This is a genomic window from Fannyhessea vaginae DSM 15829 (assembly GCF_000159235.2).
GTDB classification, from domain to species: domain Bacteria; phylum Actinomycetota; class Coriobacteriia; order Coriobacteriales; family Atopobiaceae; genus Fannyhessea; species Fannyhessea vaginae.
Genome location: NZ_ACGK02000001.1, coordinates 199,445 through 221,214 on the forward strand (window position 1 = coordinate 199,445; position 21,770 = coordinate 221,214).

The following is a 21,770-nucleotide window of genomic DNA, read 5'->3' on the forward strand; positions in this document are numbered from 1 at the left end:
CCTTTGTGTCGTGTGTGCATATGATACAATGTAATGCACGTCTTTACTAAGAGGCGCTATGTTGCGCGGGCATCGCCAAGAGGTAAGGCAATGGCTTCCCAAGCCATCATTCGCGGGTTCGAATCCCGTTGCCCGCTCCAGATAATAAAACGCTCTTGCCGAATGTGTCAGCAAGAGCGTATTTTATATCAACGACCCTGATTTGGTATATTTGGTATTACACCTATTGGTCAGGCTTATATAAACGCCTCAACCAGCTATTTTGTTCTTCTGAGCAAATGATTTGCAAGGCGATTAGCAATAAATTGTACAAGCTGAACAAGTATAATCATAATGATTACGCAGGTCCAGGTAACATAGGGATTAAACTTTTGATATCCGTAAGCAATAGCAAAGTTACCAAGACCGCCGCCGCCGATATATCCAGCCATTGCACTCATATCCAGTACACCTATGAACAAAAACGCATAACTTAAAATGAGCGGAGCAAGAGCTTCGGGTATAAGAACGGTTTTAACGATTCCCCACTTAGACACACCCATCGACCGCGCAGCTTCGATAACACCAGAATCTACTGAAAGAAGGTTCTGCTCTACCAAACGTGATGACGCAACTGAACACGCGACAATCATAGGGCAGATAGCTGCTGCTGTTCCAATGGAGGTTCCAATAAGCGCAATAGTTACTGGTTGGATGGCTGCTAAAAATATGATAAACGGAATGGGGCGTATAAGATTTATGCAAACATCAACAATGTTATATACGGCAACATTTTCAAATAAGCTACCTTTACGACATCCCCATAATACAACGCCTACAGCTATACCGATGATACCTCCGGCAACGAGGGTAATTGCAACAATCTGCAGTGTTTCAATAAGTGCTCGTATAAATTCGCCATCCGCAACATAGGACGAAAAATCCATCCACGCGGCAGAATTTAGTGTGCTTGCCTGTGTAACCCACAAATGATTAAGAAATTGAGAAGACATAATAACCTCTTTTACGTAGCTTAGATATTAGTTTGCGTCTGTAGCGGTGTTGCTATATGCACTACAACGTTTTTCGTCTAAAGTTTGATAGGTCTCGTATGCCTTAGACCAGGGTATGGGATGTTCTGCCGAACCAAAATCAACGATTGAGTTTTCGCGTGCTAGATCGGATATATACTCATCCATGCGCGAGACGTCACCGTAAAGTTCATAAGTAAACGTTCCCAAAGACTTGTCTCCTATCATTTTTACACCGCCGCACAAAATAGCGTTGGTAATGCTTCTGTGTGTGAGCATCGCCGAAATGTGATCTCCCGATGAAGCAATGCCATTATGAGCGTCTTCATCGCGCATAATAACGCTTATAAGACGTCCTGGATGCTGCGCACGCAGAACCTCAAGTTCTTCTTTGGTGGGCGCACAATCAACAGCAGCACGTACAAAATTTTGCGTAATTGATGTTTGCGGACGTGCAAAAATCTTAAAAGCTGGACCTTGCTCAACAATGCGTGCTGTTTCCATAACGGCTACATGCTTAGCAATTTTTGCAACAACGTCCATTTGGTGTGTGATAAGCACAACGGTAATTCCAAGCTCGGCATTTACGCGCTTAAGTAAATTAAGCACCTCTTGCGTTGTCTTGGGGTCAAGTGCGCTTGTTGCCTCGTCTGCAAGTAAGATTTTTGGTTGCAGCGCAAGCGCACGCGCAATACCAACGCGTTGTTTTTGTCCGCCCGAAAGCTGAGAAGGATATGCATGTGCATATTCACTAAGACCAACATAATCTAGCAATTTTGCAACGCGGCGTTCTTGAAAATCGCGCCGCCAGCGATCTTGCACCAAAGGATATGCAATATTTTGTGCAACTGTTTTGGATGAAAATAAATTAAACTGCTGAAAAATCATGCCAATTTTTTGGCGAAAGGGGCGAAGTTGTGTTTCGCTTAAGTGTGTAATGTCTTTATCAAAGACAGAAATGTTGCCGCTATCCACTTTTTCAAGACCATTAATAAGGCGCACCAACGTAGACTTGCCCGCACCCGAATATCCGATAATACCCATGATATCGCCTGTTTCGACCGAGAGCGATACATCTTCAAGAGCTGTGTGGGTATACTTTGACTTTCCGCCTTGAGTAAAGGTTTTATGAGCGTGATTGATTGAAATAATAGGGTTTTCCATAGTTACCTCTATACCTGCAAGGCTCACCCATAGCATATGGGTGAGCCGCATATGACGTTATTGAAATTACACATGCATATCTATTGTACTTACTTTAGGTACAAGTTTGCGAGGTTATTTTGCGCGGTTTGTAACAAGTTGAACCTGTTGTAACGCTGGACCTCGCGCATGCGTATTATTTGGTCTGTGCTTCTTTGATGCGCTGCTCTAAGTCGGCAAGATCTTGTTTCAACAGGTCTGCGGGGTCATTGTTAACAATAACTTGACCTTGCATGTGCTCGATAACTGCGTCTGAGACTTCCTTATCGTGCCAAATTTCGGTAACCTTTTTGAACACTGGATTGTTTTCGTCTTCTTTACGTGCAACCCATACGTTGATATAGGGTCTCGATGAAGGCGAATCCGCGCTATCGGCAAAAATGGCATCCTGAGGATTTAAGCCAGCGTCTTTGGTAAACGTGTTATTGATTACAGCTGCCGCAACAGAAGGATCTTGAAGGGAAGTTGCTACTTTTGCTGCCTCAACAGGGACAACACGAACTTTAGAAGCTGCTTCGTCCACGTCTTTTGGCGTAACAAGGGCATTCCACTCGCCTTTAAGCTTGATAAGGCCACAGGCACTTAAAACGCCCAACGCGCGAGCTTGGTTGGTTTCGTCGTTAGGAAGAGTGATTTGCGATCCTGCTGGAATGTCGGCAGGCTTCTTGTATGCTTTTGAATACAAGCCCAAAGGAACAACAGCGTCGCCAGCAATTGGTTGAAGATCCTGGTTGTTTTTAACGTTGTAATTTGCTAAATAAAGCGTGTGCTGGAACAAGTTAAGATCAAGGCTTCCTTGTGCAAGAGCTGGATTTGCCGAAGTATAGTCAGAAAAATTCTTGAGCTCAACAGCAACTCCAGCTTCTTCGCATTTCTTCAAAAACACTTTCCACTGTGGATCATTGGAGCCAACGGTACCTATGATAACAGGATTGTCTTTGGTCCCTTTTTCGGCTGCTTGCGCGCTCTTGGTGCTTTGATGCAGATAAATACCGCCGCCAACAAGAGCTACTGCTATAAGTCCAAGGCCGCCTAAAATAAATGTTCTACGCGAGGTATCTGTACGCACAACATCATTTATATCATCGTCAAACAAGCTTTGGGCACTTTGTTTTGAGTCACTTTCGTTTGAGGTGCACATGCTCTGGCTCTTCTTATCTTGCATGGAACTCTGCACACTTTGTTGGTCGTGACTGGTGGTATTTTTTATCTGAGCCATAAACGCCTCCTCAAATTACGTGACTACGTATGCAGTCAGTTGGTCAGATAGTGAACTATGCAAAATAAAACTCATGTTCATTTTGAATTTTCCTTGCATATGTTCACACGATAGCTTTGTAAACTACGTTGGTAAGCATAATACACACAATTTCTTACGAAACAAAGTGAAAACGTAAATTTTTGAGAATTTTGTACATAATTCGTAACAATTTAATAGTTTCTACACAAGTGTATGCCGTTAAGTTTCTTGGATGCTAATTATGTCAAAGTTAACGCAGGTTCTTAATAGAAACATATATTTCGGCTGGTAAAGCGTGTATATTTGGTTTTGCACTTTTGATTTTAAAGCTGCGCAACACCTGTTAGATCGTCTGAAGAAAGAGATTGTTGGAGATCAACTTTATTCCACCTATCTTCAGAAAAATCTCGAGGCGTATTTTTCGATTGGTAAACTTTATGCTCTACTTTGCGATACGAGCCATCAAAGCGCGCATATAAGTCAGATGTGTAGGTAGACCCTTTAACACTGGTAACTGCGCATGTATCGTCTTTTTTATTGGTAGACAAATAATACATATCGCCTAAAGAAGGCGAAAATTCAAACACGTGTGCTGGCTGCGCAATCTTTTTACCTTCGGCAAAGCATAACGCGATACTAAATGTTTTGGGATTGGTCCCTGGTTCATCTGAGGCAATAAGAATAAGGTCATCTACTTTATCCGAGCTTGCGTCGCGAACAAGGTAGCGATAATACTTAAACGAAGATCCGTCTTTCTTTTTGAGATATGTTGCAGGTTGCTTTAGTGCTTCTGCATAAGCGTTGTGAATGTCAGCTTGTTGGCGCTTATTAGGAGTTTGGGATGTGTTTGCACTTGTGTTTGCGCTTGTGCTGGGGTCTTTGCTGCTTTGCTGGTCGCTAGACGTCATTTGTGCACCCGTTTGATTACTGTTGGTTGACGATGTCATAAACGTATAAAGCCCCCAGGCTGCGCCCATTACAACAACACCAATAATAAAGGCAAGAACAACACGCATGGTGCCGCGCGGCTGTTGTGTTGTATTGTGCGCTTGATCTGCTGAAGAGTGGTGCGCTGTGTTTGAGCTGTGTTGCGGCATACGTGCTCCTTAAACTACTGATACGCTTATAGTAATGGTAACGGTAAGGAACAATTTTTCAAAGCGTCAAACGGTAAACGGCTTATGCGAAAGGCGCTGTATGCGGCTATGGCTGTGGTTGTTTGGCGTGAGCAGCACCTATACAACGTGCTGTACCTTATAGATGGTTTAATTGGTGTTCAGGTGATGCCTAAGCGTGCATGTTGCTTTTGAATGGCTGCATGTGAATGATTGCATGTGCCCAATGACAAGGTGGACATATGGAATTATCTCCATAATTGAAACTTTTTTGAGATTTTCGCTGTAATTACAACTGGTTTGTAAGAAAATAATTAAGCTTACTTGAGGTCATGGTCTAATTGTTGCAGAATTTGTTATCTGCACATGCCTGACATTTTGGGTCGTTAGCTCAGTTGGTAGAGCAGGGGACTTTTAATCCCAAGGTCGTGGGTTCGATTCCCACACGACCCACCACCTTTTTTCTCCCTTTTTTACATAATCTACCAGCGCAAATGCGAACATTTTAATACGTAAATATTCATCAATTGCACTAAGTGTTGCAAAGTGTGAATTACCGTGTTTAACTGGTGTGACAGGTTGTGACCGATACGCCAAAAAATGCGCGTGCAATTAACATGCAATAATAAATTTAAGTAATTGAGCGTTCAGGCTGTGCTTCGCCACGCATTTATTACCGCTTATTTATTATTTTTTGTTTTTATTTTTAGAACATATATCGTTGGTATACTTAACACGTACATTATTTTACAAGGGCTTGGTAAGAAAGGTTCTCTTATGATAGACCGTTATACTCAACCTGCTATGGGGCATATTTTTTCTCTTGAAAACAAATATAACGTCTGGAAAGAAATAGAAGTATGTGCCTGTGAAGCACAAGCAGAATTAGGGCTTATCGGTATTACCAAAGACGAGGCAGCGTGGATTCGCGCTCATGCGGCTTGCAATAAAGAAGAGATTGACGCTCTTGAAGCGCAGGTAAACCATGATGTTATTGCCTTTCTTACCAATATGGCGTCCTATATTGATAAAGACGTTCCCGCAGAGGCGCCACATCCTAGCCGTTGGGTGCACTTTGGTATGACCAGCACCGACTTGGGTGATACGGCTTTATGTTATATGCTTTCGCAAGCGCTTGATATTCTAAAAGATGATGTTACTCGTTTGGGTGAAATTTGTAAGCGTCGCGCGTTTGAAGAAAAATCAACGTTGTGCGTAGGGCGTACCCATGGTATTCATGCCGAGCCTATGACCTTTGGTATGAAATTTGCAAGCTGGGCTCAAGAGCTTAAACGCGATTTAGACCGTCTCAACAATGCGCAAGAAAGTGTGTCTTACGGAGCTATTTCGGGTGCTGTTGGTACGTATTCTTCGATTGATCCGCGCGTTGAACAAATGGTGTGTGAAAAACTACATCTTAAAGTAGATCCGCTTTCTACGCAGGTTATCAGCCGTGATCATCATGCATATGTTGCAGGTGTTTTGGCGGTTTGCGCCGCAACCTGTGAGCGTATTACTACCGAAATTCGCGGATTACAAAAAACGGATACGCTTGAGGTTGAAGAGCCATTTAAGAAAAAACAAAAAGGTTCAAGTGCTATGCCTCACAAGCGAAATCCTATTACCGCAGAAAAAGTTTGTGGTCTGGCTCGTGTTGTTAAGGCAAACGCGCAGGTAGCTTATGATAATGTTGCGCTGTGGCACGAGCGCGACATCAGCCACTCTTCAAATGAACGCGTAGCACTTGCCGATAGCTTTATTGCACTTGATCATATGTTCACCTGCTTAATTCGTATTGTTGATGGGCTTGTTTTGTACCCCAAACGCATGTTGGCAAATCTCAACAAAACGCGCGGTCTTATTTATTCCTCCAAAGTATTGCTTGCTCTGGTAGATACGGGTATGACGCGTGAGGACGCGTATCTCATTGTTCAATCTTGCGCAATGAAAACATGGAAAGAAATTCAAGAGTGTGAGCAGGGCACGTCGTTTAAGGAAAAGCTTAAAGCAGATCCCGCTTGTGTTTTGTCTGACGATGAATTAGATACCATTTTTGATCCGCAACAATTTTTAACACACACCTCTATTGTGTTTGATCGCTTGCAAGCACTTGATTTCGCTTGTGCTTGTCATGAAAAAATCAACGGTGAATAACGTAACAATAACTTAAGGGATTAGCTTTTATGGCACAAGTTTTTGGTCATCAAACAAAGGGCGGATCAGAACATTCGTCTGCGCAAAAGCCGCGCGTTCTGTTTTCACGCCGCGCCTTTTTTCGGGCAACGTGTGCAACAGCGGCTTCTAGTGCACTGGCGTGTATTGCGGTATCTGCAGGAGGGTGTAAGCACCGCGCTGTGGATGATCCGCAAAGCCCTGTGGTTGTGGATGACGCGCAGGCGGAATACATCATTGATCCTCAAACCAACGAAAGTAAATATTCGGCTGTTGATTTTGAGCTTAAACAAACAGGAAATTGGGAGTTGCCGTTAGGAAACATGTTATATCCTTCGGACGGAGTATGGATTGCGGCTACAACTGCTGGAACTTCTGCAACACCCGCTATTAAAGCGTCGGCGTTTAATACAAAAACCGGCCAGCTTGTTCAAGTGCTTGAACAACCCTATGGTAAGAGCTCAACAAATTGCATTATTTACGATGTCCGCACGTCGGATAAGGTGTTTGTATGGCTTGAGTTTGATATTGTTACGCGTGACTGGACGCTGTATGCCTCGGCGTTTGCCGATGGAAAATTGCATGGTCAGGTCAGTGAACTTTGGAAAGCGGACGCCGATTATCTTCCTGCACAGTTTTGTGTTCACGAAAACTATGTTGTATGGCAAGTATCTCCCTCACCGCAAGGATCTCGTGCAAAAGAAAATTCCTATTGCTATTTATGGAAATTGGGCGACGATAAAGCGGCTTCGGTTGTAGAATCGCTTTCGCGTTTTGCGTGCGCGCCAACCTTTTCTAAAGACTTGGTGGTCATTGTTCCTAAAGTTAAAACAAAGTCTGCACCGCTGTATGTTATACGCGTTTATTCGTTGACCGATTCTATGGAAAAGCAACAAGACGAGTTGTTTTTGCCGCCTTCTGTGGCACCTTTATACGCAACGTATATTAACTCGCTTTTTGCGTTTTCCATTGAAGCAAATCACCAAAGCGGTGGTTTGCTGGGTAAAATGGGAACATATATAGGTTCTCGCGATAAGGGATTTGTTGTAGTGCCTCGTGAGCCATCTGCCCCCGTTGTTGGAAACAATAATACATTTATTGTGAGGAGTAAGGCTTCGTATTTTGTAGTTGACACTGCTCAAAAAAGTTACTCCATTTTGGCTGCTTCTAACCGTTGCACCGATTATGGTGAATATCCTGCGTGTACGGGTGAGCAAAACAGCGTGGTAACATATGCAACTATTAAGGATAAAACAACCGGATATCCTAAAAATGTTTTAGTAAGGCAATTTAGAGTGTAGAATAGTGCTGTTAGAAGTTTATTTTGATGTTAAACTACTATCAGAACCATTGTTTGACGATAAACATTAAAGGAGGCTGTATATGGCTTCAGATGAGAAACGTATTCTTTTAGTAGAAGACGAAAAAACCATTCGCGATGCTGTTGCCGCGTATCTTGAGCGCGAAGGCTACTTTGTGCGTAGTGTTGGCGATGGTCAAAGCGCACTTGAAGAGTTTGAAAAACATTCCTTTGACCTGATTATTTTGGATCTTATGCTTCCTAAACTTTCTGGTGAGCGCGTGTGTCGTGCGGTGCGTGAGACATCTAATGTACCCATTATTATGCTTACCGCAAAAGGCGAGGTAGAAGATCGTATTATTGGTCTTGAATTAGGCGCAGACGACTATCTTATTAAGCCGTTTTCACCACGCGAGCTGGTTGCACGTGTTCGTGCGTTGCTCAGACGTGCCCACACCGAATCAGAGCCTGCACTTGAGGTTCTTGACTTTGGCCAGCTTGTCATTGATATTTCGGGTCATAAAGTATTGGTTGAGAATAAAGAAATCGACTTAACTGCGTCAGAATTTAAGCTCTTAACCACACTTGCTCGTTTTCCTGGTCGTGTTTATACACGCATGGAGCTTGTTGAAAAAGTTTTGGGCTACGATTTTGAAGGCTACGAGCGCACCATAGACTCTCATGTTAAAAACCTTCGCGCAAAATTGGGCGATGATCCGCGCAATCCACGTTGGTTGTATACCGTTCATGGTGTTGGATATCGTTTTGAAGCTCCGCAATCTCAAGATGCGCCGTCACATCAAGAATAGACGTTTGCACGCGTGCACATGTTAAAAGCATGTGCACGAGTTGTATAAAGCGCTGTTATAAGCTATTGGGTGGTGTGGATATAGCGTAGATGAGTTTTTCGGAATATAGGTGATTGTATCAGTGAAAAACAAACCATCAATAACGTCGTATGTAAAGCTTGAAGAACAAATGTATGACAATCTTAAAGAAGACGGTAAAGATGCCTCTAAGGTGTCTTTTAATACCATGTCTCATACTCCGTATAGGGTTCGTCCTTCTGAAACAGTAACGGGTCGTTTGACCATATATTTTGCCCTCACCGCCTTTATGACCGCTGTTATTCTTTCAATTGTTTTGGCGGTTGTGTGGGAAGACCAATTTCAAACATATACACGACGCGGTATGCAACACATGGCGCAAAAAATTGCGCTTTCGCTTGGAAAGCAATACAGTGTTTCTGGTGGTTGGAAATCTACGTTTATACGCAGCTCATCTTTAACGTTTCCCGTTCCTTCAGACGTTGGTATAGAAATTGTAGACGCTCACGGGCAGCTTATTTATGGAAATGTACCAGCTAGTTCTTATGCGCGCGATAATGCGGATCACATTGAAATTATTGATTCTAAAAGCGATAAAAGCAATTCAGCTTCTGAGGTAGGAGGACCTCCCGAAGGAGACCATGCAACTGCTACTGCAGATATTGTTGACAATAGTGGCGAATATGTAGGCAACGTGAGGTTGTGGGCATTTGGCTCGGAAACGCTTATTACTAAAAGTGATGATGTGTTTAGGAAAAACTCCTATGGAGCTATTCTTGCGGCTGCGGTCATTGCAATTTTGTTGGCGTGTGCTTTGTCGTATGCTGCGTCGCATGTATTTGTAAAACCAATTAAAAAAATTACGTCCACTGCAGCGCAGATTCGCAACGGTGACCTTACGGCGCGCACCAATTTAACAGGTGATGACGAGATTGGTCGCTTGGGCGAAACGTTTGATTCAATGGCGTCTGAGTTAGAGCGCGATATTAAGTTTGAGCACCGCCTTACTTCTGACGTGGCGCACGAGCTTCGCACGCCGCTTATGGCAATGCTTGCAACGGTTGAGGGTATGCAAGATGGTGTCCTTCCTGCTGATAATGAACATTATGAGACAGTTGCACAAGAAGTAAGACGCTTGTCTCGTTTAGTGGACGCAATGCTAAGGCTTTCTCGTATCGAAAACGGTACCCGTGCTCTTAAAATTGAAAAATCTGACGCAGTGTATATGGTTAAAAGTCTTGTTTCTATGCAAGAACAGCTTTTTGCTGAACGCAATTTGCGCCTCAAGTTTGATGACAAGATCCCTGAACACGAATGCATGATCGAGATGGACAGCGATCTTATTAGAGAAGCTATCACCAATATTATGTCTAATGCTATGCGCTATACCCCAGCAGGTGGCTGGGTTATTGTAAGCATTAGTAAATCGCGTAACGAAGTGTTGATTTCTGTTCGTGATACCGGTATTGGTATTGCAAAAGAAGACATACCACGCGTTTTTGCTCGATTTTGGCGTTCGGACGCAAGTCGTGGCCGTGTTTCTGGCGGTTTGGGTATTGGTCTTGCGCTTACCAAAGAAATTATCGACAAACATAATGGCCGCATAGCAGTAGAGTCAACGCTTGGCAAAGGCACAACATTTACGCTTGCTATTCCGTGTGAACACAAGGCGCAGCAAACAGCTTAAACACTGAGCTCTTTTCTCTTACGTGTATGCATGCTTGAATAAAATACGTTATTATTTTCATAGTTATAGGGCAGTGCTTGTACTTTTTAGGTACAATCATATGTGTTCGTGGTCTTAAAACATAAAATGAAGTGCGGATGAGGTTTTTATGTCAATTAAAGAAACAATTACCAATGCAATGGACGAGGCGCGCGACGCAGGTTCGCTTCCGTCTTGGTTAGGTGGAAACAAAACAAGTACCAAACCAACAAAATCAAAAAAGGATGATGAGAAAAAAGGTGCGCTGAAGGCCTCTCTTGCTCAGGCAAAGCCAGCAAAGGAAAAGGCGTACGGTGTAAGAGACGCTCACAGCGTAAAACAAACTCATCAAAAAACTGCCGTAGAAAAGCGTGCACAACGCCGTGCAGAGCGTGACGAGCGCGATAGAAGGGTTGCGGTATCTCGTATTTTACTTAATCAAGACCCTGTGTATCGTAAGCGTCAAAACATTTTGTGGATCACGCTGTTCACGGGACTTGTTTGTATTGCCTTGTCATGGGTCATAAATTATTACAATCCGCAAGCCATGTATCAAATGGATCATATAGAAGGTATTGCAGAAGTTGTGCTCCTTGTTTTGGCGTATGCGCTGGTAATTTTGGGATTTATTTACGATTTAAAATTTGTAAAACCGTTTAGAAACGCTGTTGATAGAAAGGTGAGCGCGCTGACTTCAAAAAAGGTGTATCAGCTGCTTGATAAAGATGCAGATAATATTGAACATCAGCATGCAAACAAGGCGTCTTTTATGAATAGACTTAAGCGCACGTTTAAGAAATAATTGTAGGCACACGCGCCGCGTCAAGCGCGCGGTACTTATGAGCATGATACAATACATGTGTATGGCCTCGTAGCTCAGGGGATAGAGCACAAGTTTCCTAAACTTGGTGTCGTTGGTTCGAATCCAATCGGGGTCACCATTTAAGATTAAACCCAAGCGTCGTTGCTTGGGTTTTATTTTTGCGTCTGTAGCGACGATGCCGTATGCGCTCGTGGTACCGCATGAGGTTGTGGTACCGCATGTGCACGCTCGGCAAGCGCCGTCCTAAAAGTAACCATAAGTTAACCCGCTACTTACTTTCTTCATATTTGAGTTTACCATGGTTTACCTGCGTTTATATTAGTGCAGGTACACGCGTTGCAGCCTCAAAAAGAAAAAATTCTTTCGTATTCTCAGAAAGTTTTGCTTGCTAAACGGTAATAAACAGCATAACGTAAAAGTAAGGCTTAGGCTAACTCGCGCTTACGAGTGAATGAGTTAACCTGCCGCGCACGCACAAGTTTGTTGTATCACATCGATATGGCGCCACATCGAGAGGGGCGAAAGTTTTTCGCTACACGTGGCGAAAAACTCAATGCGCGCTTTATACACAGGGCAATTGCCCAAAGAGGAAGGAAGTATCATGAAACACTCATCATTGGTTTTTGGAGCATTAGGTGTTGTAGCAACAGGTGTAGTTGCTGGTTTGGCACAATGTGGAGTTCTTCGTAAAGCTGCTGTTAAAGCAACTGTGGTAGGACTGCAGGCAACAGATGTTTGCTCGCGCGAGTTGCAAAATATTGTGGACGAGGCTCAAGATGTAAGCGCTGAAGCGCGTCGCGAGGCTCGTATTGATGCGTGCGTTCGCCAGCGTTTGGCAAAACTTGAGCCGGGTATACGCAGCGAGGTACGCGAACAGTTTGACAAGCAGCAAGACACTGCAAATTAATTGCTTGTTGTAGTGGTGTACCATGCAAATTAACATATGTTCAGATCAGCCGCAGCGCCTGCGTTTACGCTGTGATATGGGTTATATTTCGCTTGCCGAAGCACGTGGAATTTCATCTGAGTTGCTTGCGATAGATGGGGTTACCTCGGCACATGCACATATTCAAAATTGTGCATTTGTTATTCAGTATACCTCTATACAGGCGCGCTTAGATGTTTTAGCGTATTTTGAACAACTCGACGTATTGAATATTCCCACAAAAGAAGAGGCTGCGCTTGACGCGCGGTCCGTGGAGTTTGAAGCGGCTGTCGAAAACAACAGATTTTATGTTGAGCTTGCTTTTTTGTTTGCGCGCAGATATGTAATTAAGCTTTTACCCCTGCCGCCAGCGGCGCTCTGTGCATATGTGGTTGTTCGAGCTTATGGGTTTATAAAGAAAGCTCTGCAAACGCTTCGCACTAAAAAACTGCAGGTTGAGGTCCTAGATGCTACGGTTATTGGCATTTCTATTTTCCGTAAAGAATATATAAGCGTTGCAACGATCATGTTTTTGCTCGACCTTAGTGACGCGGTGCAGCGCCATGTTTCGTATCGTTCTCGCCTTGCGCTTAAAAGTGGCATTATCACGCGAGCGCAGAAAGTTTGGAAGGTAATTGATAACGAAGACCGCTGTGTTGACCTCAATGAAGTTGTTAAAGGCGATGTGATTCATGTTTTGTCGGGAAGCGTTCTTCCTATAGACGGCGAAATTATTAAGGGTTTTGCCGATCTCAACGAATCGTCGCTCACCGGAGAATCGCGGCTTTCTCATAAAGAGACGGGTGCCAGCGTTTATGCAGGTACTGCGGTTGAAGATGGTGACATTTATGTTCGTGTGAATGCCGCTGCAGGTTCTGCACGCATTGACGCTATCGTAGACATGGTTGAAGAGTCAACAGCACTTAAAGCGCATTTGCAATCTAGGGCAGAACATCTCTCTGATGCTTTGGTGCCATACAGTTTTGCTGCGTTTTTTGTTGTGTTGCTCTTAACGCGCAGGGTTTCTCAGGCGCTTAGTGTATTGATGGTAGATTACTCGTGTGCCATTAAACTTTCTACTCCTATTGCCATTGCTTCGGCTATGGAAGAGGCTTCTAGCTATGGAATTACCGTAAAAGGCGGCAAGTTTTTTGAGGCTCTCTCTGATATTGATACCGTAGTCTTTGATAAAACAGGCACGCTTACTAAAGCATTGCCGCAGCTGAGTCGCACTTTGAGCTTTACCGAGTTGAGTGAAGATGAAACTTTGCGCATAGCTGCATGTATAGAGGAACATTTTCCGCACAGCATCGCCAAGTCTATCACGCGCGCTGCAGAAGAGTTGAATCTTGATCATACCAAAGAGCTTCATACAAAAGTTGAATATGTAGTTGCACATGGTATTAAAACCCATGTTGGTGACGAAGAAGTGTGCATAGGTTCAGAGCGCTTTATCTTTGATGATTTGGGCGTGCGTAGGCCTCAAAACCTAACTTTGAGGTTGGCAGAACTTGAGCACGAGCAAGGTTCTTTAGGAACGCTTATTTACATGTCGCGCGCCTCAGAGCTGGCGGCTGTGTTTAGCATTAAAGACCCCATCCGTGAGGACGCGCCTGCTATGATTGCGGCACTTAAAAGCGCTGGTATAAAACGTCTTGTTATGCTTACGGGGGACAGCGAAAAAACGGCTCGTGAGGTTGCTCAAACCCTAGGCATTGATGAATATCACGCCGAAATCTTACCCGAGGACAAGTCTGAATTCATTAAGCAATGCCAACGAGAAGGGCATCGTGTTGCTATGGTTGGCGACGGCATTAACGATTCTCCTGCCCTGGCCTGCGCCGATGTGTCAATTGCTATGTCCGATGCAAGTGATATTGCGCGCGCGGTTGCCGATGTTTCTATTCACAATACCTCGCTTAATTCACCGGTTATTGCGCATAGAATTTCAACATTGCTTATGCGTAGGATTCATGAAGACTTTTACGGTATTGTAGCTGTTAACACGTCTTTAATTGTGCTGGGTTTGCTTGGCTTAATTCCTGCGATTCATGCAGCGTATGTGCATAATGGCTTTACCTTTGCAGTGACATTAAGGAATACATTGCCGCTGCTTAGAGATGTGCAAGCTCGTGAAGTTCAAGACGATAGACGCTTAGGCATTGTTTAGTTATTACAAAGTGAGTTAGCGCAGAAATACGATAGCGCTATTTGGTACTATCTAGCACTATCCAAGCGCAAACAAAACGACCTAGACGAGGTGTTTAGGCCGTTTTTTATTAAGCGCGTGCGTGGCATTGGGCACACACATGCATGTGCACGAGATTCCTTGCCTTTACAAGGCGCGCACAAACGCTTGTTGGTAATTTAGTATAAAATAGCATAAGCACTTAAAAGCGAATGAGCACTTGATTGCAAGGCGTGCTGTATATTGGTAAAACATCACAAGACACCTGTCACAAAGGTTTGTGCTATGGCAAAGATATGTGTTATAGAAGACGATAATCAAATACGTTTAGAGCTTGTGCACCTTTTGCAGGCCAATGCGTATGAATGCTATGCACCTTGCAATTTTACTAATCCCGATGAACTTATGCACGAAATTGTATCGCCGCGCCCTGACTTACTGCTGTTGGATTTAGGACTTCCTTCGGTAGATGGTAATGTGCTTGCGCGCGAGTTTCGCCAGAGTTCAACAGGTGCAATTATTGTGCTTACGTCTCGTAATTCAGAGCTTGACGAGCTAGTTTGTCTGTCAAGCGGAGCAGATGACTTCATCGCTAAGCCGTATAATCCTCAAATATTGCTTGCACACATTGCTTCGGTTTTGCGCCGTGTGATGCCCATGTCGGACAAGCAGGCATCGGTTCTTAGGTGTGGAACTATTGAGCTTAATTTAAAAACATGTACCGCAAGCGCGCATGGTAAAACAACTGAATTGACTAAAAATGAGCTTAAGATCTTAACACTTCTGATTCAGCGTCAAACAGAGGTGGTAAGTCGCACGCAAATCCAAGAGGCGCTCTGGCAAAGTGATGAGTATGTTGATGACAACACGCTTACCGTAAATGTTTCTCATCTTCGCCAGCGTCTAGCATATATTGGTGAGCCTCACGCTGTGGTAACTCATCGAGGTCTTGGCTACTGTATTTTACCCTCAGCAAAGTAAGCGAGTAGGCTATGCATGTCTTTGGATATATACGCAGCAGAGCGTTTCTTCTTTTTACTATGGTTTTCACTGTGGTGTTGATAAGTGTTATGCTCTATTTGCTAGGTATAACATGGGATTTAATTAATGTTTTGTTGTCTGGTATTTTGCTGTGTACTCTTTTTGGCGTGCTAGGGGATTATCTTTTGTATGCACGTCATTTGCAAACCCTTAAGAATTTACAAATCCTGCCAAATACGCGTGTTTTGCTTGACGAGGATAATTTTAAGACGCTTTTACAGGAGCTTCCTCGCGAAATGCGTGATGCACTGGGGCATACGGTTTGGCTTGTGCATCAAGAAGTTAAAAATATGGCAGATGAACTTTCAAATCAAAAAGAGTATACAGAATTATGGGTACACGAAATAAAAACGCCCCTTGCGGCAATAAAGTTATTGCTACAAAATAAAAATCGTGGTTTTGTTGAAGATACATCTTTTGAGGTTGACCGTATAGACCATCTTGTTGATCAGGCACTTTATTACGCGCGGAGTAGCTCGGTTTCAAATGACTTCTTTATTAAGGAGATCAACCTTAAAACCGTGGTAACACGTGCTCTGCAATCGTATGCAAAAACACTTATAGATGCTCGTATTGCTCCAAAGCTCATCAATCTTGATGTGGTGGTCGAAGCCGATGCAAAATGGCTTCAATTTATGATCGAGCAGATTTTCTCTAACGCTGCAAAATATCGAAAACCAAATGATATGACCGCTGAACTTATCATTTCTGCTGAACATACACAAGGTGACAACGGTGTATGGAACACGCGTCTTTCTATTCAAGATGAAGGTATTGGCATTAGCGCCAGCGACAAAGCGCGCGTCTTTGACAGAGCGTTTACGGGCGAAAACGGAAGACGCTCGGCAAAGTCAACGGGTATGGGGTTGTATTTGGTTCGCAAACTTGCAAACAAAATGAATCTAAGTGTTGCGTTGGAGTCGCAGGTTGGACGCGGCACTTCTGTTTCTATTTATTTTAGCTCGTCACTCCATGATGTTTTGTAATAAGGTTCGTATGAGCAATTCTGTAACAGCGCTCTTATTCGCAATATCCCTGTTTATTCTCAAGGTGATAAAAACGTAAGAATACCGTAAGGTTCTTCTATGGTGATATGTGCCGCATTGTGAAATAGTAGGTAATCATCACCTACCACAATAAGGAGGAATAATGACCGCTCAACATGCCTTACATACCAAAGAGGCACGCACTGATGTGCACGGTATGTCTGCACACACACATTTCAGCAACATTTCTAAAGGAGCCAATGCCTCAAGTGCTGATTCTATGCTTGTTTGCACAAACGTAGAAAAATATTTTGGTACACGTACCAATATTACCAAAGCGCTTGCTGGTGTAAGTTTTACCATGAAGCAAGGCGAATTTGTTGGCGTAATGGGTCCTTCGGGATCGGGTAAAAGTACGTTGCTCAACTGCATTTCTACCATTGATAAACCTACACTTGGTACTATTACGGTAAACAACCAAGACGTCACGCGCTTGCGCGGCCGCCAGCTTGCCAGTTTTCGGCGCACGCAACTAGGGTTTATATTTCAGGATTCAAATCTTCTAGAAACGCTTACCGCTTACGAAAATATAGCATTACCGTTATGTTTAAGCGCATGTTCTGTGCGCGTTATGGACGAGAAGGTTAAAAACCTTGCCAGCCTTCTTAACATTGCCGATGTACTTAAAAAATATCCCAATCAGATGAGTGGAGGTCAGCGCCAACGCGTTGCTGCTGCGCGTGCCCTTATTTCTGATCCTGCAATTGTTTTAGCCGATGAGCCTACAGGTAGCCTTGATTCAAAAAATTCTCGTATTCTTCTGGAGTCTTTTGAGGAAATCAACCATAAACGCGCTGCAAGTATTCTTATGGTAACGCACGACCCGTTTTCGGCTTCGTATGCAAGCCGCATTATTTTTATTAAAGATGGGCGCGTGTTTAATGAGCTTGTTCGTGGCGAAAAATCGCGTCAAGCGTTCTTTAAGGAAATCATGGACGTTGTGTCTTACTTAGGAGGTAGTGATGCTGCTTTACATTAAGCTGGCATGGGGTAACCTCTGTCGAGCCTTAAAAGATTTTACTGTCTATTTTGTAACACTGATGCTTTCGGTTTCTCTCTTTTATTCTTTTAATACGCTTACTAATCAGGCGTTTTTTGTAGGACTAAGCAGTTCAACATCACATCTTGTCTTACGCATGGCAGAGCTGATAACAGGTCTTTCGATATTTTTAATGATTGTTATTGGCATTCTTATTGTGTATGCCAATGTCTTTTTTATGCGCCGTCGTGTTCGTGAGTTTGCAACATATCTGCTGCTCGGTATGAAAAAATCAAGCCTTGCATTTGTGATTCTCATTGAAAATTTTATAGTAGGCATATGTGCACTTATAGTTGGTTTGCTTGTAGGAGTTGTTGTTTCTCAGTTTTCTTCTCTTGCTGTTCTCAAGCTTTTTAATTCACCCGTTGAGCGGTTCCACTTTCTTTTGGTACCTCAAGCGATGATATTTACCGCCTGTATGTTTGGCGTGGTGTTTGTGCTTTCTACACTGTGCGCTACGTTTGTGATTTCGCGTACGAGGTTGTCTGTGTTGTTTCGCTCAAGTTTTACATCTGATCGTTTTAAGATCAAAAACCCATGGATTACCTTGGTACTTTTTGTTGTATCAATTCTCCTTATTGCTCAAGCCTACCATATGTTTTCCTATGAAGTGCTTACAGCTAATGGCGGGGGAGAATTCTTATGCTGCACCGCATTGGTGGTGCTTGGAACAGCGCTTTTCTTTTATTCGGTTTCTACAGCGTTTACACAAATTGCTCGTGCAATAAAACCTCTTTACTACCGAGGACTTAACTTATATGTAGTGCGTCAATTTGCCTCAAGAATCAATTCCTCTTGGATTTCTATGACTATGATCTGTGCAACAATTTTTATTGCACTCTGTACGCTTTCTATAGGCTTTACAGCGGTTGCTTCGGTTCGCAGTCAAGAAACCCTGATGTGCCCCACCGATTTTATTGCAGATTTTCATTGTAAAGACGGGTATCAATCAGTGCAAACAGATAAATTAGTAAGCCTTATGGCAGAGGAGATTCCATCTTGGAATACAACTGTACGATCGACCACGCAGCTTACCAGCTATACTTTGGGAGAAACTGACAATGTATATACCATAGCAAACCTTATTTCAGACTGCGGGCTATCAAAAGAAAAAGCAATTGACGGCGCTCCTATAGATGTTGCTGTTAATCCCGTGTATTTTGTAGGATGTTCTGAATACAACAGGTTTAGAGCATTGGCTGGGCTTCAGCCAATTGAACTTTCCGACAATGAAGTGAGGTTTGCGTCATATCCTAGCTTGGCAGATCAAACAGATGATTTAGCTGCATCAGAAAAGACAGTTACGTTAGGAAATACGTATCATAACGTACGCATAAAGCAAAAGCTTAAAATCTCAGATCTTGCTGGACTTCCAAGTAATCCGTGTTCACTCATTGTGCCGGATGCTTGGGTGCATACTATGAAACCACAGCAAACACGCCTTTTTGCCCAGTTCTATACAAGTAGCAAAGAAATTAACGAACAGTTTTCGCAAGAGCTTGCTCATGGCAATAAACACAAAGAGGGAATTTTAGGACAAAATAACGCGTACCATTTGCGTGCTATGAATACAGTTTTGCGCTATGAACTTCTTGAGGGAGCGCTTGCCATTCGTGTAACGGGAACGTTTGTGGCGGTATATACAGGTATTATTCTGCTTATTACCTCGGCGGCTATTCTTTCTATTCAGCAGCTAAGCGAGCTTGCGTATATGCGCAAAAGTTATACAAAGCTTCTTCAGCTTGGAGCCACCAGCACGTGTTGCTCGGGTACTATTTTTACGCAGCTGGGTATATGGTTTATGCTTCCTTGCGCACTTGCGATTTCTCATGCATTTTGTATTATGAAAGAAATGGATGCCCTGTACAGGCTTATGGGTACCGATGCCGAAGCAAAACAATGGCTTTTTATTACGGCTGGTATTGTTCTTGCTATCTATGCGCTGTATTTTATTATGACCTTTGTTATTGTGCGTGTGTCGGTGTTAGGGAAACAAACAAGATAGTGCGCGTTATGTGCTAGTACCATGTTGGCGCATTGATACATATATGAGTGCCACAAGTAGTGCTCGTGGCGGTTAGGAAGGTTATAAATATGCGGAGTATCCGTTGTGGATGCTCCGCATATATTATTACTTATGCTGGCACATATTAGTGCGAATCGTTGATAAGCGGCAAACCATCAGAAACGACAAGAGTTACCGTTTGTCCTTTCTTTGCTTTATCGGGGAAGGATATAACGGTATCTTTTTTCACCAGTGCATCTGGTTGACGTTTTACTCGTACACCAAAGCCTGCGTCAGAGAGCTTTTGTGAGGCTTCGGTAGCATCCATTCCTTTAGAGACAAGCGTTGACAGGCTTACCTGTGAGGGTGCTTTTGCAACCGTAATAGTAACGGTTGATTTTCGAGCAAGTTTACCTGTTGCGCTTTGTTTGGTAACGGTTCCCTCGGGTTTGTTGGATTCTTCTCGCTGTACCGATACATTAAATCCTGCAGCTGTAAGCGCGGCTTGTGCCTCGTCCTCTGTTTTTCCTACCACGTTGGGCACGTCGGCTTCGTTTGGACCTTTAGAAAGCTGATAGGTAATAGTGTCTCCTGCTTTAGCGGTAGTACCAGCAGCAGGGGTTTGGGCTGCAATTTTGCCCACTTCTACATCGTCGGAGTTAACGGAGTCACCAGCCTGACTTTTAAGACCAAGCTGCGACAAAATAGCTTCTGCTTCCGAAGGCGATTTTCCTTTAAGATCGGGAACCGTTACATCAGCTGCAGGCTCTGCTCCCTTTGAAACCACAATATTGATTTGCGTACCCTTAGCAACTTTGTGGCCTGCATCGGGGTCTTGGTCGATAACTTTTCCTTTTTCTACAGTTGACGAAAATTCTTCTTTTACGGTACCGCGCTGGAAGAAGTTAGAATTATCTATCTTCATTAAGGCTTCTTGTTGTGTGAGGTTAAGAAGATTTGGAACTTCTTGCGTTGCGCCCTGACCCATAAAATAGCTTACCAGAGCAACGATAATGGCAATGAGGACTAAGGTTCCCCCTAAAACGCCTGCAATCACCTTGTTTTTATGCCGTTTTTCATCTTCTTGTGCGCGTAGCTGAGCTCGATGAGTTGCGCTTTTTCTGTTCTGTGTTGCACCATTGGCAATATGCGGAAGTGCGGTAGTTGAATTAAGTGGCGAAACGGCATTTGTAGCCATAACGGGCATTTGAGCTGTTGCATTGTTAACTTCATTCATTTTGCCAGCTAGATAGTCGCGCAATACCTTAAAGACTTCCTCGGCAGTTTGAAAACGATTTTTGGGATCTTTTTGCATGCACTTTAAGATAATGCGTTCGAGAGCTTGGTCAACGCGGGGGTTTCGAGCGCTTGGTGGAACGGGCTGCTCGTTAACTTGTTTAAGTGCAACGCTAATTGCATCGTCACCATCAAAGGGGACAACACCTGTTGCTGCTTCGTACATAACAATACCAAGCGAGTAAATATCGGTTGTAGGACCTAAAGGCTTACCTTGAGTTTGTTCAGGCGATACATAGTGCGCTGTACCAAGAACCGAGTTATCTGTGGTCAGGTGACTATTTTTTGCGCGCGCAATACCAAAGTCCATGACTTTGATGTTGCCGTCGGGCTGAACCATGATATTTTGCGGTTTAATGTCGCGGTGAATAATATCGTGACGATGTGCTACCGAGAGTGCTTGCGCAATTTGGGAGCCAATTTGAGCAACCTTTTTGCAGTCAAGCGCTCCGTGTTTGCGAACGCCGCTTTTAAGGTCGGTACCGCGCAAGTATTCCATAGCAATGAAATACGTGTCATTATCTTTTCCCCAGTCGTACACCGAAACAATAAAAGGGCTTTGAAGTGCGGCGGCTGCTTGAGCCTCTTGCTTAAAACGAGCTGCAAACGATGGATCTGCAGCATATTGGGGTAGCATGGTTTTAATTGCAATAGGTCGTCCTAAGCGATTGTCAATGCCACGATAAACAATAGCCATACCGCCTGTTCCGATTTTATCTTGTATGATGTATCTTCCACCAAGAACTTTATCGGGCATTGTTACTCCAATCTGTTGTGTTTAATGTTGTTATAGGTAATGGTAGAAGCGCTTTATACGGCACATGCGCGCTTGTTT

At 43.6% G+C, this 21,770-nt stretch carries 16 protein-coding genes and 3 tRNA genes; 14 read left to right on the top strand and 5 right to left on the bottom strand.

The features are described from left to right. Window positions 1-65 precede the first annotated feature (65 nt). Window positions 66-140: transfer RNA gene (locus HMPREF0091_RS00830), tRNA-Gly, on the top strand. A gap of 117 nt (window positions 141-257) precedes the next feature. Here HMPREF0091_RS00830 and HMPREF0091_RS00835 read toward each other — a convergent pair. From HMPREF0091_RS00835 to HMPREF0091_RS00850, 4 genes are all read right to left on the bottom strand, one after another. Next, window positions 258-992: a methionine ABC transporter permease gene (locus tag HMPREF0091_RS00835; RefSeq protein WP_006302271.1), complete on the bottom strand. Its 735-nt coding sequence runs from the start codon at window positions 990-992 to the stop codon at window positions 258-260. Window positions 993-1,019: 27 nt separating this feature from the next. Further along, complete coding sequence (locus HMPREF0091_RS00840) at window positions 1,020-2,174, bottom strand: methionine ABC transporter ATP-binding protein (RefSeq protein ID WP_010240979.1); 1,155 nt, start codon at window positions 2,172-2,174, stop codon at window positions 1,020-1,022. 175 nt (window positions 2,175-2,349) lie between these two features. Then, window positions 2,350-3,432, bottom strand: a complete 1,083-nt coding sequence (locus HMPREF0091_RS00845; RefSeq protein ID WP_006302273.1) for a MetQ/NlpA family ABC transporter substrate-binding protein — start codon at window positions 3,430-3,432, stop codon at window positions 2,350-2,352. 344 nt (window positions 3,433-3,776) lie between these two features. Beyond that, the gene (locus HMPREF0091_RS00850; protein WP_010240978.1) at window positions 3,777-4,550 is read right to left on the bottom strand and encodes a hypothetical protein; all 774 of its coding nucleotides are present in this window, start codon (window positions 4,548-4,550) and stop codon (window positions 3,777-3,779) included. A gap of 398 nt (window positions 4,551-4,948) precedes the next feature. Between HMPREF0091_RS00850 and HMPREF0091_RS00855 the strand changes: the two genes are divergently transcribed. From HMPREF0091_RS00855 to HMPREF0091_RS00915, 13 genes are all read left to right on the top strand, one after another. Then, window positions 4,949-5,024 (top strand) — tRNA-Lys (locus HMPREF0091_RS00855). A 321-nt stretch (window positions 5,025-5,345) separates the two neighbouring features. Then, a complete protein-coding gene (gene purB, locus HMPREF0091_RS00860; RefSeq protein WP_050770495.1) occupies window positions 5,346-6,722 on the top strand; it encodes an adenylosuccinate lyase in 1,377 nt (458 codons plus the stop codon). 29 nt (window positions 6,723-6,751) lie between these two features. Then, window positions 6,752-8,041 (top strand): hypothetical protein, encoded by a 1,290-nt coding sequence (locus HMPREF0091_RS00865; protein WP_006302276.1) that lies wholly within the window; start codon window positions 6,752-6,754, stop codon window positions 8,039-8,041. Window positions 8,042-8,123: 82 nt separating this feature from the next. Further along, the gene (locus HMPREF0091_RS00870) at window positions 8,124-8,849 is read left to right on the top strand and encodes a response regulator transcription factor (RefSeq protein WP_006302277.1); all 726 of its coding nucleotides are present in this window, start codon (window positions 8,124-8,126) and stop codon (window positions 8,847-8,849) included. A gap of 121 nt (window positions 8,850-8,970) precedes the next feature. Continuing rightward, window positions 8,971-10,554, top strand: a complete 1,584-nt coding sequence (locus HMPREF0091_RS00875; RefSeq protein WP_006302278.1) for a sensor histidine kinase — start codon at window positions 8,971-8,973, stop codon at window positions 10,552-10,554. Window positions 10,555-10,702: 148 nt separating this feature from the next. Then, entirely contained in the window at window positions 10,703-11,374 is a 672-nt protein-coding gene (locus tag HMPREF0091_RS00880; protein WP_006302279.1) for a hypothetical protein, read from the top strand. Between the two features lie 63 nt (window positions 11,375-11,437). Beyond that, window positions 11,438-11,513: transfer RNA gene (locus HMPREF0091_RS00885), tRNA-Arg, on the top strand. 483 nt (window positions 11,514-11,996) lie between these two features. Continuing rightward, window positions 11,997-12,302 (top strand): hypothetical protein, encoded by a 306-nt coding sequence (locus tag HMPREF0091_RS00890; protein WP_048596615.1) that lies wholly within the window; start codon window positions 11,997-11,999, stop codon window positions 12,300-12,302. 22 nt (window positions 12,303-12,324) lie between these two features. After that, window positions 12,325-14,490, top strand: a complete 2,166-nt coding sequence (locus HMPREF0091_RS00895) for a heavy metal translocating P-type ATPase (RefSeq protein ID WP_006302281.1) — start codon at window positions 12,325-12,327, stop codon at window positions 14,488-14,490. Between the two features lie 303 nt (window positions 14,491-14,793). After that, window positions 14,794-15,489, top strand: a complete 696-nt coding sequence (locus HMPREF0091_RS00900) for a response regulator transcription factor (protein WP_010241869.1) — start codon at window positions 14,794-14,796, stop codon at window positions 15,487-15,489. Window positions 15,490-15,560: 71 nt separating this feature from the next. Continuing rightward, window positions 15,561-16,535, top strand: coding sequence for a sensor histidine kinase (locus HMPREF0091_RS00905; protein ID WP_006302284.1), 975 nt, complete (start codon window positions 15,561-15,563; stop codon window positions 16,533-16,535). Between the two features lie 163 nt (window positions 16,536-16,698). After that, window positions 16,699-17,574 (top strand): ABC transporter ATP-binding protein, encoded by an 876-nt coding sequence (locus HMPREF0091_RS00910; RefSeq protein WP_006302285.1) that lies wholly within the window; start codon window positions 16,699-16,701, stop codon window positions 17,572-17,574. Next, window positions 17,558-19,639: an FtsX-like permease family protein gene (locus tag HMPREF0091_RS00915; protein WP_006302286.1), complete on the top strand. Its 2,082-nt coding sequence runs from the start codon at window positions 17,558-17,560 to the stop codon at window positions 19,637-19,639. Before HMPREF0091_RS00910 ends, HMPREF0091_RS00915 begins: the two co-directional genes overlap by 17 nt. A 145-nt stretch (window positions 19,640-19,784) precedes the next feature. On the opposite strand, the gene pknB is transcribed toward HMPREF0091_RS00915, so the two are convergent. Next, window positions 19,785-21,692, bottom strand: coding sequence for a Stk1 family PASTA domain-containing Ser/Thr kinase (pknB, locus tag HMPREF0091_RS00920; protein ID WP_006302287.1), 1,908 nt, complete (start codon window positions 21,690-21,692; stop codon window positions 19,785-19,787). Between the last annotated feature and the right edge of the window lie 78 nt (window positions 21,693-21,770).